The organism is Pedobacter immunditicola, assembly GCF_037482985.1.
Lineage (GTDB): Bacteria > Bacteroidota > Bacteroidia > Sphingobacteriales > Sphingobacteriaceae > Pedobacter > Pedobacter immunditicola.
This window is the reverse complement of the sequence record NZ_JBBHKC010000011.1, coordinates 1-19,240: the sequence shown is the minus strand read 5'-3', so window position 1 is coordinate 19,240 and position 19,240 is coordinate 1. Positions and strand designations below refer to the sequence as shown.

Here is a 19,240-nt window from a genome sequence, read left to right as displayed (position 1 = left end):
CTAATTAGTGTTTATAAACATTTATTGCTTCCGAATTTAGTACAATATTACACTTAGTGGCATAATATTTGGAGATTATTAGTGTATTTAAACACTAATATTATGAAAAAGCTAACCACTAACCTCATTAAAAAGCCTGCTATGATTTTCGCTCTGGTAGCGACTGTGTTATTTAGTTCTTGTAAAAAGGATCAGGAAGAAATGATACAAGATAAAACTATTGTAGAAATTGTAAATAGCAACAGCAATTTCTCCCTGCTAAAAGCCGCGCTTAGTGAAGCAGGCCTAATTGATGTATTGGCGGCGAATGGTCCTTTCACTGTGTTTGCACCTACCAACGAAGCGTTAATAGCTGCAGGCCTGGATACTGATGCTAAAATTAAAGCCGTTCCTGTTGAAACGTTAAAAAAGATTTTGCTCTATCATGTTTTAGGTCAGCGGGTACCGTCGTCTGCAATTGCAACTGCTAATAATACTTCAGTAAAAACTGCGGCAGACCTTGATGTTTTTATCACTAAAAATTCTACAGGAGTTTTTGTAAACGGAGCCAGCGTAAGTCAAGCCGATATCATGGCGAGTAATGGTGTAATCCATGTTATCAATTCTATCTTAATGCCGCCAGCTGGAAACATAGTTGAAGTAGCGCAAGCAAACCCAAACTTTAGCTTTTTAGTGGCAGCTGTGTTAAGAGCAAGTCAGGGTAGTACTAATGTTGCTCAAGTGCTATCAGGTGCAGGCCCGTTAACAGTATTTGCACCAACTAACCAAGCTTTTATTAATGCAGGTTTTGCCGATATTGCTGCAATTCAAGCTGCTGAACCTGCGGCGTTGACAAGCATACTTACCTATCATGTTATCGCATCACGCGTATTCTCAAGTGATTTAACCGAAGGAGCTAAGCCTGCTACTGTAAATGGAGCCACTGTTAATATTACTTTAACCGGTGGTGCAAAAGTTAAAGGAAATAAAAATGCAACTGCGTCAGTTATTTTGCCTGCCAATATAGTCACTACCAATGGTGTGATTCACGTGATTGACCAGGTTTTATTGCCTTAAGACTCCGTATATCATTTAATTAAAGTGACTGTTAGATATACTAGCAGTCGCTTTATTTTATAGGTGCCTGTATATAAAAAAGCCAGACTGATCTTAGCCAAGGCGTTCATTTTAGTCGTTTAATAGCATTGATTTTGAGGTTGATCTATACGAAGTATATTTTGATGCTCCAGCCCATTTTCTGCCAAAATCTTGCAGGCATTCGTAATAAATTGAAAATGCTACAACAACTTCAATTGCCAATTGTTATGGTGATTTGAATGTGGGGATTACCAGACTGAAAAAAAATGACCTCATAAAAGGTGAATTTTTTAATATACGATCATGACCAGTGAACAAAAACAATGGATCAGTGCAACAGTGCCGGTTCTTAAGGAAAATGGCGTGTTGTTAACGAAGTACTTCTACAACAGAATGTTTACACAGCATCCTGAACTTAAGAACCTATTCAACATGGGTAACCAGCAAAGCGGAAAACAGCAGACTGCATTAGCGATGGCTGTTTTAGCTTATGCAGAAAACATCGCCAATCCAAGTGTGCTCATGCCTGTTGTAGATAGAATAGGCCACAAACATGTGAGCTTAGACATCAGGCCCGAACAATACCAAATCGTCGGAAATCATTTGATCGCTTCCATACAGGAGGTGTTAGGCGATGCAGCGACACCAGAAATTATAGATGCCTGGACCGCCGCTTATCACCAACTGGCAAACCTGATGTCTGGTCACGAAGCAAACCTGTATGAAGAAAAAACCGCCAAAGAACATGGATGGACTAGCTGGCGGCCTTTCTTAGTGAAGGAAAAAGTGAAAGAGTCTGCGGAAATCACCTCTTTTTACCTTTATCCTGCTGACGGCGGAAAAGTCATGGCGCATACACCAGGACAATATATTAGCGTCAAAGTATTTTTATCGGAAATGAACTTGTATCAGGCCCGCCAATACAGCGTTTCAAGTGTTCCTGGGCATGATTATTATAGAATTTCGGTAAAAGCGCAAAAAGGTACTGATCTTGATACCAATGGCCTAATCAGTAATCACCTCCATGAAATGGTTAATGTAGGTGATATGATAAACCTTTCCGCGCCTGCCGGCGATTTCTTGCTTCCCGAAGACCTTGCCGCGCCGATGGTATTAATCAGCGGTGGTGTGGGTTTAACACCATTCGTCAGCATGCTCCAAGAGTTGCTCGAAAGGGATTTTTCTTACCCGATTACCTGGTTACATGGTTGCAGAAACCGATCAGTACATGCCTTTAAGGCGCAAGTCGATGATGTGATCGCTAAGCATGACAATATCGTTCAGCATATTTTCTATGATGAAACAACTGCATTGGACAGGCAGGAAGGGGTTTTGGAAGGATTTCTTGATCTACATAAAATAACTTTGCCGACAGACCAACCAGATGCCAGGTATTATATCTGCGGACCTGCAGCTTTTATTCGCAAGCAGTACGGGGATTTAAGAGCTATGGGTATTGAAAGAGATGCTATTTTCTTCGAAGAATTTGGCCCGTCTGTGATTCAACTCACTTAAATAGCTCGCTAAATTATTCGATCTACATTTGCTGTTTTGCCTTCTCATTTAATAAATACGCTTGAGCGGAATTCGCTAAAATTTTCCTCACATTTTGATCATGAATTTCAATCAACAACATGAACAGGGAGCGATGGAGTAAGGCTGTGAAAAAGTAACAATAAATTTCTACTTAAATTAACTAAGATAGGCAACAAATTGTATCTTGGAGAGTAATCCAGGATTATGAAAAATTCATCTGTTACTTTTGAAAAACCTGCTCCAGCGCCAATTATCAATCCTCCTTTACCAACAGGAAGAGTTGCTTCAGTTGATGTATATCGCGGTTTTGTGATGCTTTTAATGATGGCAGAAGTGCTTTCTCTTGCTAGGGTAAGCCAAGGATTACCAAATAGCTCATTCTGGCAATTTCTATCGTTTAATCAAAGCCATGTACCCTGGACCTGGTTAAGCTTACATGACCTTATTCAGCCCTCTTTTACATTTTTGGTTGGGGTAGTATTGCCTTTTAGCATGACAAGCCGAAAAAATAACGGTGCCACATTTAAAAGTCTTTTGATTCATACCATCAAACGTTCCGTTATTTTAATTTTCTTGGGGATCTTCCTCCGATCGATGTCGGCCAGTCAGACAAACTTTACTTTCGAAGATACATTAACACAAATTGGTTTAGGCTATACTTTTTTAGTGCTCCTTGGCTTTTATTCACAACGTATTCAAATTGCTGCGCTGGTTATTATTTTATTCGGATATTGGTTGGCTTTCGCTGCTTATCCACTTCCAGGTGCAGGATTCAATTATGCTGCTGCCGGCGTTCCAGCAAATTGGGAGCATAATTTGCAAGGCTTTGCTGCACATTGGAACAAGAATACCAACATCGCCTGGGCTTTTGACAGCTGGTTTTTAAATCTTTTTCCTCGTACGGACTTTTTTCTTAATAATTCAGGCGGATATTCCACACTAAGTTTTATACCAACATTGGGCACCATGATTTTAGGTCTTTTCGCTGGTCAAATCCTTCACTCTTCAAAAATACCAACAGCGAAGATCAAGTCTTTTCTACTGATCGGCATTAGTTTAATTCTGTTTGGAATCTTATTGCATGTAACAGGAATCAATCCCATTGTAAAGCGGATCTGGACACCTGCATGGACAATATTCAGTGCTGGGATTTGCTTTCTGATGCTGGCGTTTTTTTATACTGTAATAGATGTAAAGGGTAAAAAAAAATGGTCCTTCTTTTTAATGGTGATCGGTGTCAATTCAATTGCCGCTTATGTAATTGCAGATGGTGGCATAGCCACATTTATTAGAAAGTCTCTTTATATTCATTTGGGGCCTGGTTTTGATCAGGTTTTTGGTGGTGCATATATGACAATAGTTGCCGGGGGACTGGTACTGCTCTTTGAATGGTTGATTTTATATTGGATGTATAAAAGAAAGATCTTTATTAAAATCTAAACATCTGTGCTGTTAAACAATACTTATATAGTTTTATAACCCCTTAAACCGTATATGCTGATGAAACAACAAATTAAATTAACGTACGTGTGCTTAGGCCTACTGGGCTTTTTTTTGCAAAGTTGTACGCAGGTAAAAAGTAATGCATCTGCTGATGAAGATCAAAAGATTGGATTTTATAGCATGGAAGATTTTAAATCAGTTGAAAAATACGATACCCATGTTCATCTTAATGTTTTTGATTCCACCTTTATCAAACAGGCTCGAGAAGATAATTTTCGCTTGTTAACCGTAAACGTTGATGTCAATCAGAATGCAGCTTACCCCGGTATTGAAGAACAACGCAGTATTGCACAAAGTCTTGAGAAAGCTTTTCCAGATCGTGTGGCATTTTCCACTGCTTTTAACCTGGATAATTGGGATACTGACCAATGGCAGGCTCAAACACTTGCTTATTTAGAAGATTCTTTTAAAATGGGAAGCATTGCGGTTAAAATATGGAAAAATATCGGAATGGAATTAAAGGATAAAAACGGGAAGTTCGTGATGATCGATGACCCCCGGTTTGATCCTGTTATTGATTTCATTGAAAAGAACAACATCACCCTAATTGGACATCTGGGAGAACCTCGTAATGCCTGGCTGCCGGTTGAACAAATGACCATAACCAATGATCAACGCTATTTTACGAATAATCCCAAATATCACATGTACAAATTCCCTCAAAATCCATCTTATGAAGAGGAGGTTGATGCGCGTGATCGCATGCTTTCCAAACACCCCAACTTAAGATTTGTTGGTGCCCACCTGGGAAGTTTGGAGTGGAACGTAGATGAATTAGCGAAACGGCTGGATAAATTTCCTCGTATGGCTGTAGATATGGCTGCCCGAATCCCTCATTTACAATTTCAAGCTGTTGAAAACCATCAAAAAGTTTATGACTTTATGGTTAAATATCAAGACAGGCTCATCTACGCAACTGATCATGGAGTGGATGTGAAATCAGATTTTGAGAAAGTGAATGAAAGCGCTCACCAAACAAGGCTGTCAGACTGGGAATTTTTTGCTACGGACCACCTGATGCGTGGAGAAAGTTTTGATGGAGAATTTAGAGGTTTGAAATTGCCGAAGGTAGTGATAGATAAAATTTATCATCTTAACGCCGAAAAGTGGTTTCCTGGGATATAACAAAAGTTCCCATTCAATTAAATTGCATGAAGCTTCTGATTCCCCCCTTACTTAATCAAATTATATTCCTGACTAAATGATTGCCGGTATTTTTTAATATAATCAGATGGATTCATCCCATACAGTTTTTTAAATTGTACCCTGAAGTATTTAATGTCATAGATACCCACTTCGAATGCCGCATCACTGATTGTTGAATCCGTGCTCAATAACAAAACTGCGGCTCTACGCAAGCGAATCGAACGTATAAATGAATTAACAGATTGACCGGAAATTGATTTTACTTTCTTATAAAAGTTAGAATAACTCATATTGCAGTCTTTAGCTAAGGTTTTAGCATTAAACGCTTCATTTGTCAAATTCTCTTCCACAATGGCTATGCATTTTTCAAGTAAGATCTTATAAGTTTCAGATATTTTATGATGATTTTCTTTAAAAGTGATGCTGTCCTGGAAATATTGCTGAAGAATATTCCTGCTTTTAAGAATAGTGTGGATTGTTGCTGATAATTGCGATTTATCAAAAGGCTTAAATATATAGTGGTCCGCACCACTTTCAAGTCCTTCTAGTTTGCTTTCTGCTGAACATAAGCTGCTCAGCAGGATCACGGGAATATAACTCAGCAAGGGGTCACTTTTTATTTGCTTACAAAGGTCAATACCACTAATCTCCTTCATGATGACATCGCTGATTACGATATCAGGAAGGTGGGTTTTAGTTAATTCAAAACCACTTGCGCCATCCCCAGCTTCATAAATGATGAATTCATCTGAAAATATTTGTTTAATGTACTGTCTTAACTCATCATGATCGTCTACAATCAGGATTGATTTCTTTTCTGTAATTTCAAATGCAGCTACTTTTGGTAAGGTAATGTCTTCCCTGAATGGAATTTGTTGTGGTCTGTAGGCTACAGGTTTTTCCGTTTCACTTGCTTCCAGCTCAACATTACACCATTGCCCTTTTTTTAGCTTTATGGTAAAGCATGTGCCATCAACAATAGAACTCGAATAGCCCAATTCCCCTTGGTGTCCATCAATAAACCGTTTGGTCAGGTATAAACCAATACCAAATCCTGTTTCTTTACTCTTGGCTTTTTCATGGAAATATTTCTCAAATAACTTATCCTTCATACGGTCATCTATTCCACATCCGGTATCCCGTATCATAATTTCTACATGATTTTCATGTTCTAATATGGTAAACATAATACGCCCTTTTTGTGGAGTAAACTTAAAAGCATTGGAAAGGATATTGAAAAATGCAATTTCAAGTTTCTCAAAATCGCCAAGCAGGGTTAAATCTGTATTTTCGCTGGCGAATGTGTAAGCGATATCTTTACTGTCGGCCATTTGCGCAAAACATTCATAGGTATTCTTACAGAGGTCGTGTAAATTTAAGCGCTTGAAACTAAACTTGCTGGTTTCGGCATCTGTGGTCTTAAAAAGCAGGAGCTGATCAACCAGCGTTAACAAGCGACTGGCATTACGGTATACAATGTTAAGCTCGTTTTTAAAAATATTGTCAGACCTATTGATGAGCTCCCTCATCGGGTTGACAATTAAGGTCAGCGGGGTCCTCAATTCATGAGTGATGTTGGTGAAAAAGGAAATCTTCTTTTCATTCAGTTCTTTTTCCTTCTCTGTTTCCATCTGCGCCAGACGCACCTCATAGGCAAGTGCCGTCTGCTTTTTGTTATATCTGATAAATAAGCCGACAAGTGAACTGAAAACGGAAGCATACAACAGATATGCCCACCAGGTGCGTCCCCAAGGTGGGTGGACAGTAACCTGAATCAGTTTTTCTTCACCCCAGCCGGTGTCATCATTCATGGCTTTCAAGTGCAGGGTGTATTTTCCTTCTTCCAGCCGACTGTAATTTATGGTTCTGTTACGGCCTGCTTGAATCCACTTTTTATCCCATCCTTCCAGGTAATAGGCATAGTTCACTTTATCGGGTTTTGAATATTCAATGGCAGCATACTCAAAAGACAGGGAGGTTTTGTCATAAGGCAATAGGAGTTGTCTAACCTCTCCCAAATGCCTTACCACGTAAGGTGTGTTCAGGTCGTCACCAATAGAAATGTCATTTATCTTAATGTCTTGCAGCAATACATGAAGCTTTGTTTTAGGAATAATGATCTTTCCGGGATCAAATAAGTTATACCCTTTTATTCCGCCGAAGATCATTTCGCCCGACTGCATTTGATAAGCAGCAGCATAATTAAACTGGTTACTCTGTAATCCATCGCTGACAGAAAAGTTATGAAACTTTAAATGTACAGGGTCAAATTTAGAGAGTCCAATAAATGTGCTGAGCCATAAATGACCTTGTTGATCTTTCAATATATTTAGCACAGCATTATGCGGCAAGCCCTCGCGTTCAGAGAACCTTTTAAACTGCCCGTTGCTGGTATTAAATAACAAAAGTCCGCCACCTTCTGTTCCAATCCATAAATTGTTCTTTGTGTGTTCCAGAATTGACCTCACACGGTATCCTATGGGGAAGCTCTTGTGTTTTTTTGTTTTTTGGTCAATTTTTATGATCCTGTCGTCAGTGCCCGCCCAAAGGTTTCCTTCGCTGTCTTCATTCATCGTGAGCACATTACCTATGGTGCCGTCAAATAATTCAAATTGATCCGAAATGCGGTTTAATTTATATAAGCCCCCATTATTATAGGCACTTGCCCATAATTGATGTTGCTTGTCTTCATAGAGTTCCCAGGTATTAGTGAATTCCTGTTTTTTATCTGGATTAAAAGCTTTGAAATGTTTAAATATCCCATTGGTTTTATTTAATTTATATATTCCAGCGCCCCACGTGGTTATCCATAGATCGTGTTTATAATCACTTAAAACCTTTGTAATGTGGTTACTTTTCAATCCATGTGCTAAACCCTTGTAATTTGTATAATTGTTCTTTTTTCTGTCCCAATAATAAAGGCCATGCCCATCTGTACCTATCCACAGGTTTTTGTATTGGTCTTCACCAAATGAAGAGATAAAATAATGTTGACTGGCACCATCAACTACAGGTCCGGGGACAAGTGTATTAAATTGGTGTCTATGCGGATCTATTATCGCGATGCCACCCCTTAAGGCACCCACCCAATAACGCCCTTTTTGATCTTGCATAATGGATTTAAGTGAGGCGCTGCCAAAAACATGTTTTCCACCAGGTTTCAACGGATGTTCTATTTTGCCAGTTAAACTGTTTTTGAAAAACATACCTCCGCCATCTGTGGTAATCCAAAGGTTAAATTTTTGGTCGAAATACAAACTGGTGATCACCTGCTGTAGTGGTGTAAAAGAGGATTTGTTTAACCTGGTGTTATAGCTGTAAATTCCGCCGTTCGTGCCTATCCATAAGTTTCCTTGTTGATCCTCTTCCAGACAATTCGCAGACTTAAAGTCTTTATTTATGAGCACGAGCTTTTTTGTATCACGATCATACCGGCATAAACCAATTCCATCAATTAAAAGCCAGACTTGATTTTTCTTGTCTGTTTTAATCGCATTTACCTGGTAATTGATCAGGTGTTTACCGGCTAACACTAATGGAATCTGATTTGTCGCTTTTGTTTGGCTGTCAAAATACAGCAGTCCATCCTTTGCCGTTCCAATCAACATGTCATTGTGATTGACCTTTTTTACAACCAGGGTGTTTTCCACCTTTTTCTCTACGCGTTGTCGATAGGCTTGAAAATAGACACTATGGAATTTCTCGCTGACAGGATTAAAAACCGATGTCCCACCCATGGTGGCAATCCAAAGCTGATGATCATCGTCTTCCTCGATACTGAGAACGCGGTTGTTAATCAATGAATTTTCATCTTCAATTTTTTTTCTGAAAATCTTAAAATTATAACCATCGTAACGGTTTAATCCGTCCTGGGTTCCAAACCACATATATCCTTTGTGGTCTTTAAATATGCAGTTTACTTCATTGTTCGATAATCCATTTTGAATGCCAAGGTAAAATACGGAGGGAAAATCAATGGCAAATACAGGAGATGAAAAGTTGAAAAGTAAAAACAAGATCAACAGTGGTCGTTTTAGTATAGGAAGCATACATGCCTTAAGTAAGTTTAGTCTAAGTCGAAAATATATAATTATTTGAATATAAGTGTAATTTATCCGGCACTCTTTTTAAGAGTGGGTTAGTCCGCTCTCGCTTTTTTCTCATTTTGCCCCCCTTTTTTAACGATTTCACCCCCTTAGCCCAAGTTTTAGCAAGCATATCTTAGCTAAACTTTAAAGCCTTGATCATGCAGTGATGCTGCTATTGTTTTAATGTGATTATAAAAATTATCCACTAACCAAATTAAAGACATGATTAAAAAACTACCCATTTACAGCTTTTTTAAGCGCCCATTTTATAGCAGGCTTATCCTGTTCCTGTTAATTGTTTGTTCTCATTATAGTGCCTTTGCCCAACAAAATATCACGGGTACGGTGCGTGCCGAGGGGCAGGTGTTGCAAAGTGTGATTGTCAAAGTAAAAGGTTCGGCCCTCACCACGCAAACCAATCAAGATGGCGCTTATACCATAAGCGCTCCTGCTAATGCTACCCTATTATTTAATTATGTGGGTTATAAAACGAAAGAGGTTGTTGTAAACAATCAAAAAGTCGTTAACGTGGAGCTTGAAGAGAGTGTTCAAACGCTCGATGATGTGGCTGTTGTGGGTTACGGTACGCAAAAGCGCTCAGATCTTACCGGTTCTATTGGGACAGTTAATGCCGCCGCCTTTAAAGACCAACCTGTATTAAGTCCTTCATCAGCGCTACAAGGTAGGGTATCAGGAGTTGCGGTAACAAGTAATTCCGGTGCTCCCGGTGCAAAAATGAAAATCCGCATCCGTGGTGCAAATTCCGTAAGCGGAAGCAATGAGCCTTTATACATCGTTGATGGAATTGCTTTAAGCAGTATTGGTTTGTCGGACATCAATGTAAATGACATTGAGTCGATGGATGTGTTAAAGGACGCTTCAGCTACGGCTGTGTACGGATCCAGGGGTGCAAACGGTGTAATCATTGTCACCACTAAAAAAGGTAAGGCAGGCGCTGTAAAGGTGGATTATAATAGCTTTGTGAGTTTTAACAGCCCAATGAAACGCTATGATCTGATGGATGGTGTTTCTTATGCAACTATGGCTAATCTTACAGCCGGTTCACAAGTTATTGCAAATCCTGATTCTTATGCAGGTAAATCTACTGACTGGCAGAGTTTGTTGTTTAATGATGCAGCTACTCAAAATCACCAGTTATCTGTAAATGGCGGAACAGATAAAGCTAAATACTATATTTCGGGCTTTTATACCGATCAAAATGGTCTGCTGGTGAATACCAGTCAAAAGAAATTTGGATTTCGCTCCAATGTAGATGCGCAATTAACCGAAAAGATCTCCCTTGGGCTTAATGTTTTTGCGCAACGTATCAATTCCCATAATAACGGGGATAATGGTTTTAAAGGGAATCCAGTTATGTCTTCTGTCACCTGGGCACCAACAGAGGCTGTTTATGATGATGAAGCGAATGGAATTTATAACCGAACAGGTATATCACCTATTTATGTGAATCCGTACCTGACCAGCATGGAAAGCGACGGCAATAGCTTTGCTAATGTGGCTGTGGTGAATGGTAAGTTCAACTATAATTTTTTTGACTGGCTGACCTTTACTTCAATTGCAGGCCTTGACATGAATATTACTAAAAATGCTTCGTTGTCTAACAACTTTATCTCTCCGGGAAATATGAGGTCCGCACAGAGTACTTCCGATAGTTATACTTTTCAAAATAGTAACGTGCTAACCTTTCGTCGTCTTTTTGCAGAAAAACATGATCTTACCATAACTGCAGTAGAGGAGAGTACAATCAGTACAAATAACAGTTTCAGTGCGAATGGTGCTGGCTTAAGTACAATCTCTAACGGTTATTATAATTTGGGTTTAAATGCATCACAAAGCATTTCTTCTGGTTATTCGCAATGGTCGATGTTGTCGTTTATGGGAAGGGCCGCCTATAATTACATGGGGAAATATTTACTGACGGCAACCGTGAGGAGAGATGGCTCATCAAAGTTCCAGGGCAACAACAAGTGGAGTAACTTCCCTTCATTGAGTGTTGGCTGGAAACTGTCAGAAGAATCATTTATCAAAGATTTGAATATCTTCTCTTCTTTAAAACTGAGGGCAGGATGGGGTGTTACAGGTAATCAATCTATAGGCCCTTACAGCACACTTGGTTTACTAAGTCCGGTTAATTATTCCTATGGTACCACTACGTCTTACCAGGGATACGCTGTTGGTAATCCGAGTACACCAGATATCAAATGGGAAACAACGAAACAAACAGATATCGGCATCGATGTTTCCTTCTTTAGTGGCCGCTTAAATCTGACTGCTGACTATTATAATAAGAATACAACTGATATGCTTTTATTCACTCAAATCGATAACTATCTGGGTGGAGGATCACTGCTTAAAAACATCGGATCCATGAATAATAAAGGCTTTGAATTTTTAATTGACGCCAATATCATTGAAGGAGATCACTTTAAATGGAACACGGGGTTAAATGCCTCGCTTAATAAAAATAAGGTAGTTAGCCTGGGAGGGGCCGACATGATCAAGCGTGCGAGAATTGGTGGTGGTTTAATTAACGCTGATATCCAGGTCATTAAAGTTGGTGAGTCATTGGGTGCTTTCTACCTGATCCCATGGGAAGGCGTACATCAAACTGATGATGCCACACTCGGACGTAAAGCAGGCGATTACAAATACACAGATGTGAATGGTAATGGTACTATTGGTTACGATGATATGGTTATTGCGGGTAATGCAACACCTAAAATAACCTGGGGATTCAATAATAATTTAGCTTTTAAGAATTTCGAAATGAACATTTTTATCCAGGGTGCCCAGGGTAACAAAGTGTTTAATGCCACTTATGCGGCTGCGGCAGTTCCTTCAAGTGATGTTGCTTATCCAACATTGGCTGAAACAGCAGATTACTGGGTGCCTGGTTCCAATTCGCAGTGGGCAAATCCTGCAAGTAAAAGTAAAAGATATATAGAGTCCACACAATTCTTACAAGACGGTACTTATGCAAGGCTTAAAAATGTGAGCTTATCCTATCTGTTTCCGAAGAAAACGTTAAAATTTGGTGATTTAAAATTATCTGTCAGCGGGCAAAATTTATTAACGGTGACCGATTATAAAGGTTTCGATCCGGAAGCTACGACCACTGCAGCAAATAGCGACGCAGATGCAGGGATAGATCTTGGTGCGTACCCAACACCTAAAACAGTGACCATTAAACTTAATTTGACCTTATAAGTTGCTTTATCATCAGCTATTAGTTAGCTGAGGGTAGCTTCACCTTTAAAAACAAATAAAATCAGGATGAAAAAATATTATATATTACTATTAACCGGCGTGCTCAGCTTCTCGGCATGCAAAAAAGATTTTTTGGTAGAGAACCCGAAAGGGAGTATCACGCAGCCAACTTTCTACAAAACCTCCGAAGATTTAAATGCTGCCACATTGGGTATTGCCCTCACTTTCAACTTGGCTTGGAATCAAACCGGGGGCTTTGCCACTACTTTTGGGGCTGACGATATCACTACACATGGGGGTGGAAATAAGATTGGATTCAGTGACTTTGATACCTTCCAGGCAACATCTTCAAACGACAGGATGTCCATTTGGTGGAACTATTTTTATAAAACGATCAAGTCATCAAATGGTTTGGTTCAGAATTATGCAGCAGCATCCGGAGCTACAGCAAATGAGCGTGATCACGCAGCAGGGGTAGGACATTTTTACCGTGCCATTTCCTATTTCTACCTGACCAGAACATGGGGTGATGTGCCTATGCCACTTGAAGCTAGTCTTGAAGAAAAAAGTAATTCTACTACACAAGAGGTTTATGATCAAATTGTTTCAGATCTTCTGAAAGCGGAAACCATGTTGCCGAATGTCTGGACTGGTCCGAGAAGACATGATGGCGTAGATATTTTACCTACAAGGGGTTCGGCTAAGGCTTTGCTTGCCAATGTTTATTTAACAATGGCCGGATGGCCCTTAAAACAAGTGGATAAATACCAGCTTGCTGCTGATAAAGCTAATGAGGTGATTTCGGGAAAGGCCACCTGGGGCTATGGTCTGATGCCTAATTTTGGAGAACTTTGGGATAAGGACTTCAGGTTTAATAAAGAAGCTGTTTTTGGTGCCTATTTCAATAAAAATATGCCTAGTATCTGGGATTACGGAGATAACTGGGGTAATGGTAGCCAGATGGGCCCGCCAAACTTTGCCCCGGGCGAAGAAGGAGGCTGGGATGAGGCTTTCGCTGAAATTGGATTTTATAATAAATTTCCTGAAGGACCCAGAAAGGACGCTACTTATCAGAAGGTTTATTTTCTGGGTAATGATCCAGCAAAGGCCGTTGATTATACGAAACTTGCACACAAACATCCTTATTTTATGAAATACCGGGACGATGAATCTTACAACCCGGCTACACATGTAATGGGTGATTGGTGGGGAAGTGCCACCATTTATCTGATCAGGTATGCCGAAGTGTTGCTTACTTATGCTGAGGCAAAAGCAATGGCTGCTGGCGGACCAGATGCTACCGCTTACCAGGCTATAAATGAAGTGCGAAAAAGGGCAGGACTGGCTGATTTACCTTCTGGTCTGTCGCAATCTGCTTTCCGTGATGCTGTCCTTGCAGAAAGGGGCTGGGAATTTACCGGATGTGAGCCTGCAGCCAGATGGTTTGATTTGGTGCGAACTGAAACTGTTGCCAAGGCTAACGTTGATCGTTTAGCTGCAGAATTACCACTGAAGGGTAGACCTGAGGATAATGCGCATACTTTTTATTTAGCACCGCAACCAGTGGTTAAATAATAATTCTCAACGCTGCACTAAGGCATTCTTCAATGGCTTAGTGCAGCCTTTTGCTTTTAAGTCTCCCTGAACTTTACCCTTTCTTAACACGCCCTGTGCATAAAAACATTACCATAATAAATTAATAATTATATATTTGCAACCTTTATGGGATTATTCTCCATGATATTTCCTTTTTTCAGGAAATCATGGATCATCGTTCTTCAGTTATTGCTGAGATAAGCCTTGCTAAAACAGCATTACGGCTTTTTTAAACTTTAAAGACAACCCAAATGCTTAATTTTGTTCTCTTTGGCCCCCCGGGTGCAGGTAAAGGCACCCAATCTCAAAAATTAATTGATAAATATCAATTGATACACATTTCCACCGGTGACCTTTTCAGGGCACATATTAAAGATCAAACGCCTTTGGGGCAAAAAGTAAGCCAGTTAATCGCAGATGGACAACTTGTGCCTGATGAAATTACAATTGCTATGCTCGAAGAAGAAGTTGATAAAAACCCTGAAGCTAAAGGAATCATTTTTGATGGTTTCCCTCGTACTGTACCACAGGCACAAGCTTTAGATGAGTTTTTGGAACGTAAAGGTACTTCCATTGCGGGCGTTATCGCACTTGATGTAGACCAGGAAGAGTTGACAACCAGAATCGCTCAGCGCCAGTTAGAAACCGGTAGGGTAGATGATCAGGCAGACAAACTGCAAAAACGTATTGAAGAGTATTTCAACAAAACGGTACACGTTTTACCTTATTATGAGGCACAAAACAAGTTGGTTAAAGTAAATGGTATTGGTAAAATAGATGATATCTTTGCTGAACTTACTGCTGTTGTTGATCAGTTTTAAATAAAAATATTGATTAATAGCGGGAGGAATGTAACTTCTTCCCGCTATTTTTGTTTTAAAAAGAATATAAAGATTATGTCGCAAGGTTCCAATTTTGTAGATTATGTTAAAATATGCTGTCGTTCCGGTAAAGGTGGGGCAGGCTCTGCACATTTACACCGCGATATAAGAACCGCTACAGGTGGTCCGGACGGTGGTGATGGGGGACGAGGCGGTCATATTATCCTCAGGGGGAATACGCAGTTCTGGACTTTATTGCACCTGAAATACCGGAAACACATCATAGCCAAAGATGGCGAGTCAGGCTCTAGTGGTACGTCCTCAGGCAAATTTGGTAAGGATGAGATTCTTGATGTACCATTAGGTACCATTGCTAAGGATTCTGAAACTGGTGAGGTGCTGTTCGAAATTACTGAGGATGGTGAAACTAAGATTTTAACCCCCGGAGGCAGGGGAGGGCTGGGTAACTGGCATTTCAAAACGCCTACCTTGCAAACACCTCGTTTTGCACAACCTGGCGAACCTGGTACTGAAAGATGGGTCGTGCTTGAATTAAAAGTATTGGCAGATGTAGGGCTTGTTGGCTTTCCTAATGCTGGTAAGTCTACTTTGTTATCGGTTGTGTCTGCTGCCAAGCCGGAAATTGCTGATTATCCTTTCACCACATTGGTGCCTAATCTAGGGATAGTTGAGTACCGCGGAGGCAAATCTTTCGTGATGGCAGATATCCCTGGAATTATTGAGGGAGCTTCACAGGGTAAAGGGCTAGGATACCGTTTTTTACGTCATATTGAGCGTAATTCAGTACTCTTGTTTATGGTGCCGGCAGATACCAATCGCTCCATCAAAGAAGAATATGCGATTTTAAAATCGGAACTGGAGCAATATAATCCGGAACTGATGCAAAAGCCGCATGTGTTGGCCGTTACGAAGGCTGATATGCTGGATGATGAGTTGATGGCGGAAATGAAGAAAGACCTGCCTGCAAATATTCCGGCCCTATTTATTTCGTCTGTTGCACAGAAAAACATCATAGAACTGAAAGATCTGCTTTGGCAGGCCATCAATGCTTAGTACTTAAGCGCTGATCAAATCCAATGTTTCTAATATTATAGCGCATACCATGCGGATTTCTTCTTCTTTAATGATTAAAGGAGGGGCAATCCGCATTGCTGTTTCACAATGCAGGAACCAGTCGATCACCACTCCACGTTCATTACACAACTGACTTACTTTTTCAACTTGTGCAAAGCTATCCAGTTGTATGCACAACATTAATCCTTTTCCGCGAATTTCCCTGATCAGTGGATGTACCAGTAAGCTACGGAAAAGTTCGCCTTTTTGATGAACAGCGGTAACAAGGTTTTCTTCCAGAATAACTTCCAAACTAGCTAGTCCGGCACTGCAGGATACTGGGTGACCACCAAACGTAGTGATATGACCTAGAATTGGGTTTTCTTTCAAAACGCCCATCACCTCCTTATTTGCAATAAAGGCGCCCAATGGCATACCTCCGCCCAATGCTTTGGCTAATAATAAAATATCAGGTACAATGCCATAATCCTCAAAAGCAAACAAAGTACCTGTTCTACCAAAAGCAGCCTGTATTTCATCTAATATCAACAATGCCCCCACTTCGGTGCAACGGTTGCGCAATTTTAGCATATAACCTTTTGAAGCAACCCTAATGCCGGCTTCCCCCTGCAAGGTTTCCATGATTACACAGGCGGTGTCTTCTGTAATTAATGCCAAGTCTGCTTCTTCATTAAAGTGTATAAACTTTACATCGGGAAGCAATGGCCTGTAACCTTGTTTAAATTGTTCATTGCCCATCACACTCAGCGCACCATGTGTGCTACCATGGTAAGAATTGAAACAGGAAATAATGCCTGACCTGCCAGTGTATTTTTTTGCAAGTTTCAAAGCGCCTTCCGTTGCTTCAGCACCCGAATTAACAAAATATACATTATTCAGACTGTCGGGTAACACTTCCACCAGTTTCTTGGCAAACAGTACCATAGGGGTTTGTACAAACTCACCATACACTGTTAAATGCAAATATTTATCAAGTTGGGCCTTAATGGCGGTAATAACTTTTGGGTGCCGGTGACCGATATTGCTTACTGCAAAACCAGAAACCAGGTCTACATAAGACTTCCCGCTTTTATCGTATAAATATATTCCCTCTGCCATTTCAACTTCCAAAAGGTTGGGAGAGGTTGAGGTTTGTGCGTTATTTTGAAGGAATAGTTGCTTATTGCTAATCATTTTTTGTGTTTTATGCTAGTCATAAACCTCGGCAGGCGCTGCTGCTGGTTTTAATTTTGCTGTTCTTCTAAGGGCTATTGTGCCTAAAATTCCTGCGGTTACAGAAGCGAGTAAGATCCCGTATTTTGCCTGGTTAATCATGGCCACATCGGCAAAGGCAAGGTTGCTGATAAATAGCGACATGGTAAAACCAACGCCTCCCAGTAAAGCTACGCCGATGATATGGTTCCAGGAAGATTGTGCCGGAAGTTTGGAGATTTTGAATTTCACCATTAACCAAGTGAAAAGCAAAATGCCTATAAATTTCCCGCCAATTAAGCCGACCATAATGCCAATGCTTACAGGGTTTACAATGGCTGTAAAGAAATCTGAACCAATTACCATTCCCGAATTTGCTAATGCAAACAGTGGCATCACGGCAAAAGCCACCCATGGGTGCATGGCATGTTCTATTTTTTGAAGTGGCGTTTCGGCCGCCAAACTGAGGTCTTTGATCTGCTCTATGGTTTGGTGCTGCTGGGGGGTGGTCAGTGTACTGTTGCTGGGGATTTCCTTTTCGAAATCTGATGCTAGTTTTTTTAACTTACTGGCATAGAGGAGTTCATCAACTTTAGTGGCTGCGGGAATGGTGAATGCAGTTAATACACCTGCAATGGTTGCATGTACGCCAGAAAGTAGGAAACCCATCCAAACGACTAATCCCATTAATAAATAGAATGCTGTGCTGCGGATGCCCATACGATTTCCCATGAGCATCATGGCAAGAAACACACCGGCTACGGCCAGTGGGATAAAGTTTAATTCTGCGGTATAAAAAAAAGCGATCACTAATACAGCCCCGAGGTCATCGGCTACGGCCAGCGCCGATAAAAAAACTTTTATAGAACCAGGAATATGTTTACCTGCAATAGATAACAACGCTAAGGCAAAAGCAATGTCGGTTGCCATCGGGATCCCCCAACCATGTGCTGCCTCGGTTCCCTGGTTAATGGAAAAATACAACAGCGCCGGCACAATCATACCACCCAAGGCCGCTGCCATCGGTAACGAAGCTTTTTTAGCCGAAGAAAGTTCACCGTCCATGAATTCCCGTTTAAGCTCCAGTCCGATCACAAAGAAAAACATGACCATCAGTCCGTCATTAATCCAGATATGTAAAGGCTGATCGAATACATACTTATCAAATCCTATGGATAAATGGAGTTCCCAAAGGTGATGGTAGCTATCGGCGAAAGCAGAGTTTGCCCATATAATGGCAACGATAACACTTAAGAGCAAAACAATGCCACTGGTGTATTCCAGTTGAATGAATTTGCTAACCGGGGCCATTATCTTGTCGATTGGTGATTTTTGCATCATGTTTGTTGAGTAGGTTTCTGCAAAAATAACCTTTTAATTTAAATGGCTAAATCGGGAGGAAACAATTCAAACCAATACCGGTTTTAATTGTTTATCAACATAAATAATTTCCATCTTATGGCAACTTTTTCAGAATTGATTAAATCAAGCAAGCCTGTATTGGTAGACTTCTCTGCAACCTGGTGTGGACCTTGTAAAATGATGGTTCCGATATTAGATCAGTTAAAAGGGATGATCGGTGAAAAGGCCACTATTCTAAAGGTTGATGTGGATAAAAATCCTTCCGTATCACGGGCTTACCAGATTCAGGGCGTACCTACCTTGATTTTATTTAAAGATGGCGAAATTAAATGGAGACAATCTGGAGTGATTCAAGCAAATCAGTTGAAGTCCATCATCGAAGGATATACAGTCTAAGTTAAGTGAGGATGGATCTAGGGTGGATCTACCATGGATGTACCTTCGATCTACCTTTTCTCCCTAAAAAGGTAGATCGAAGGTAGTTTCATGGCTGATAGAGCATCGTAGTATATATAGGTGTGATAAAGCTGGGTTCTTATTTTGATCGTTTTTTGTGAAATGAGGCTTGTTCTTTTGTGGAATGACTTCGGATTGTGC

Annotated in this window: 12 protein-coding genes; 9 read left to right on the top strand and 3 right to left on the bottom strand. The window is 40.4% G+C overall.

Annotated features, from left to right (window positions below; all coding sequences use genetic code 11):
• The first annotated feature begins 102 nt into the window (after positions 1–102).
• The 4 genes from WG905_RS17505 to WG905_RS17490 all read left to right on the top strand — a co-directional run bounded on the left by WG905_RS17505 (position 103) and on the right by WG905_RS17490 (position 5,241).
• Positions 103–1,056: a fasciclin domain-containing protein gene (locus tag WG905_RS17505; RefSeq protein WP_339593051.1), complete on the top strand. Its 954-nt coding sequence runs from the start codon at positions 103–105 to the stop codon at positions 1,054–1,056.
• Positions 1,057–1,380: 324 nt separating this feature from the next.
• Positions 1,381–2,592: an NO-inducible flavohemoprotein gene (hmpA, locus tag WG905_RS17500; RefSeq protein ID WP_339593050.1), complete on the top strand. Its 1,212-nt coding sequence runs from the start codon at positions 1,381–1,383 to the stop codon at positions 2,590–2,592.
• Between the two features lie 225 nt (positions 2,593–2,817).
• The gene (locus WG905_RS17495; protein WP_339593049.1) at positions 2,818–4,053 is read left to right on the top strand and encodes an acyltransferase family protein; all 1,236 of its coding nucleotides are present in this window, start codon (positions 2,818–2,820) and stop codon (positions 4,051–4,053) included.
• A 60-nt stretch (positions 4,054–4,113) separates the two neighbouring features.
• Positions 4,114–5,241 (top strand): amidohydrolase family protein, encoded by a 1,128-nt coding sequence (locus tag WG905_RS17490; RefSeq protein ID WP_339593048.1) that lies wholly within the window; start codon positions 4,114–4,116, stop codon positions 5,239–5,241.
• Positions 5,242–5,288: 47 nt separating this feature from the next.
• On the opposite strand, the gene WG905_RS17485 is transcribed toward WG905_RS17490, so the two are convergent.
• Positions 5,289–9,311 (bottom strand): hybrid sensor histidine kinase/response regulator transcription factor, encoded by a 4,023-nt coding sequence (locus WG905_RS17485; RefSeq protein ID WP_339593047.1) that lies wholly within the window; start codon positions 9,309–9,311, stop codon positions 5,289–5,291.
• Positions 9,312–9,572: 261 nt separating this feature from the next.
• Here WG905_RS17485 and WG905_RS17480 point away from each other — a divergent pair, with 261 nt between their 5' ends.
• From WG905_RS17480 to obgE, 4 genes are all read left to right on the top strand, one after another.
• Positions 9,573–12,578, top strand: a complete 3,006-nt coding sequence (locus WG905_RS17480) for a SusC/RagA family TonB-linked outer membrane protein (protein WP_339593046.1) — start codon at positions 9,573–9,575, stop codon at positions 12,576–12,578.
• 66 nt (positions 12,579–12,644) lie between these two features.
• A complete protein-coding gene (locus tag WG905_RS17475) occupies positions 12,645–14,153 on the top strand; it encodes a RagB/SusD family nutrient uptake outer membrane protein (protein ID WP_339593045.1) in 1,509 nt (502 codons plus the stop codon).
• A 272-nt stretch (positions 14,154–14,425) separates the two neighbouring features.
• On the top strand, positions 14,426–14,995 hold the full coding sequence (locus WG905_RS17470; RefSeq protein WP_339593044.1) for an adenylate kinase: 570 nt from the start codon (positions 14,426–14,428) through the stop codon (positions 14,993–14,995).
• A gap of 75 nt (positions 14,996–15,070) precedes the next feature.
• Entirely contained in the window at positions 15,071–16,069 is a 999-nt protein-coding gene (obgE, locus tag WG905_RS17465) for a GTPase ObgE (RefSeq protein ID WP_339593043.1), read from the top strand.
• Between the two features lie 3 nt (positions 16,070–16,072).
• Here the strand turns inward: obgE and WG905_RS17460 are convergent, their stop codons facing one another.
• A complete protein-coding gene (locus WG905_RS17460; RefSeq protein WP_339593042.1) occupies positions 16,073–17,263 on the bottom strand; it encodes an aspartate aminotransferase family protein in 1,191 nt (396 codons plus the stop codon).
• 15 nt (positions 17,264–17,278) lie between these two features.
• Positions 17,279–18,622 (bottom strand): Na+/H+ antiporter NhaA, encoded by a 1,344-nt coding sequence (gene nhaA / locus WG905_RS17455; protein ID WP_339593041.1) that lies wholly within the window; start codon positions 18,620–18,622, stop codon positions 17,279–17,281.
• A gap of 117 nt (positions 18,623–18,739) precedes the next feature.
• On the opposite strand from nhaA, the gene trxA reads away from it, so the two are divergent.
• Positions 18,740–19,039 (top strand): thioredoxin, encoded by a 300-nt coding sequence (gene trxA, locus WG905_RS17450; protein WP_339593040.1) that lies wholly within the window; start codon positions 18,740–18,742, stop codon positions 19,037–19,039.
• The last annotated feature ends 201 nt before the right edge of the window (positions 19,040–19,240 follow it).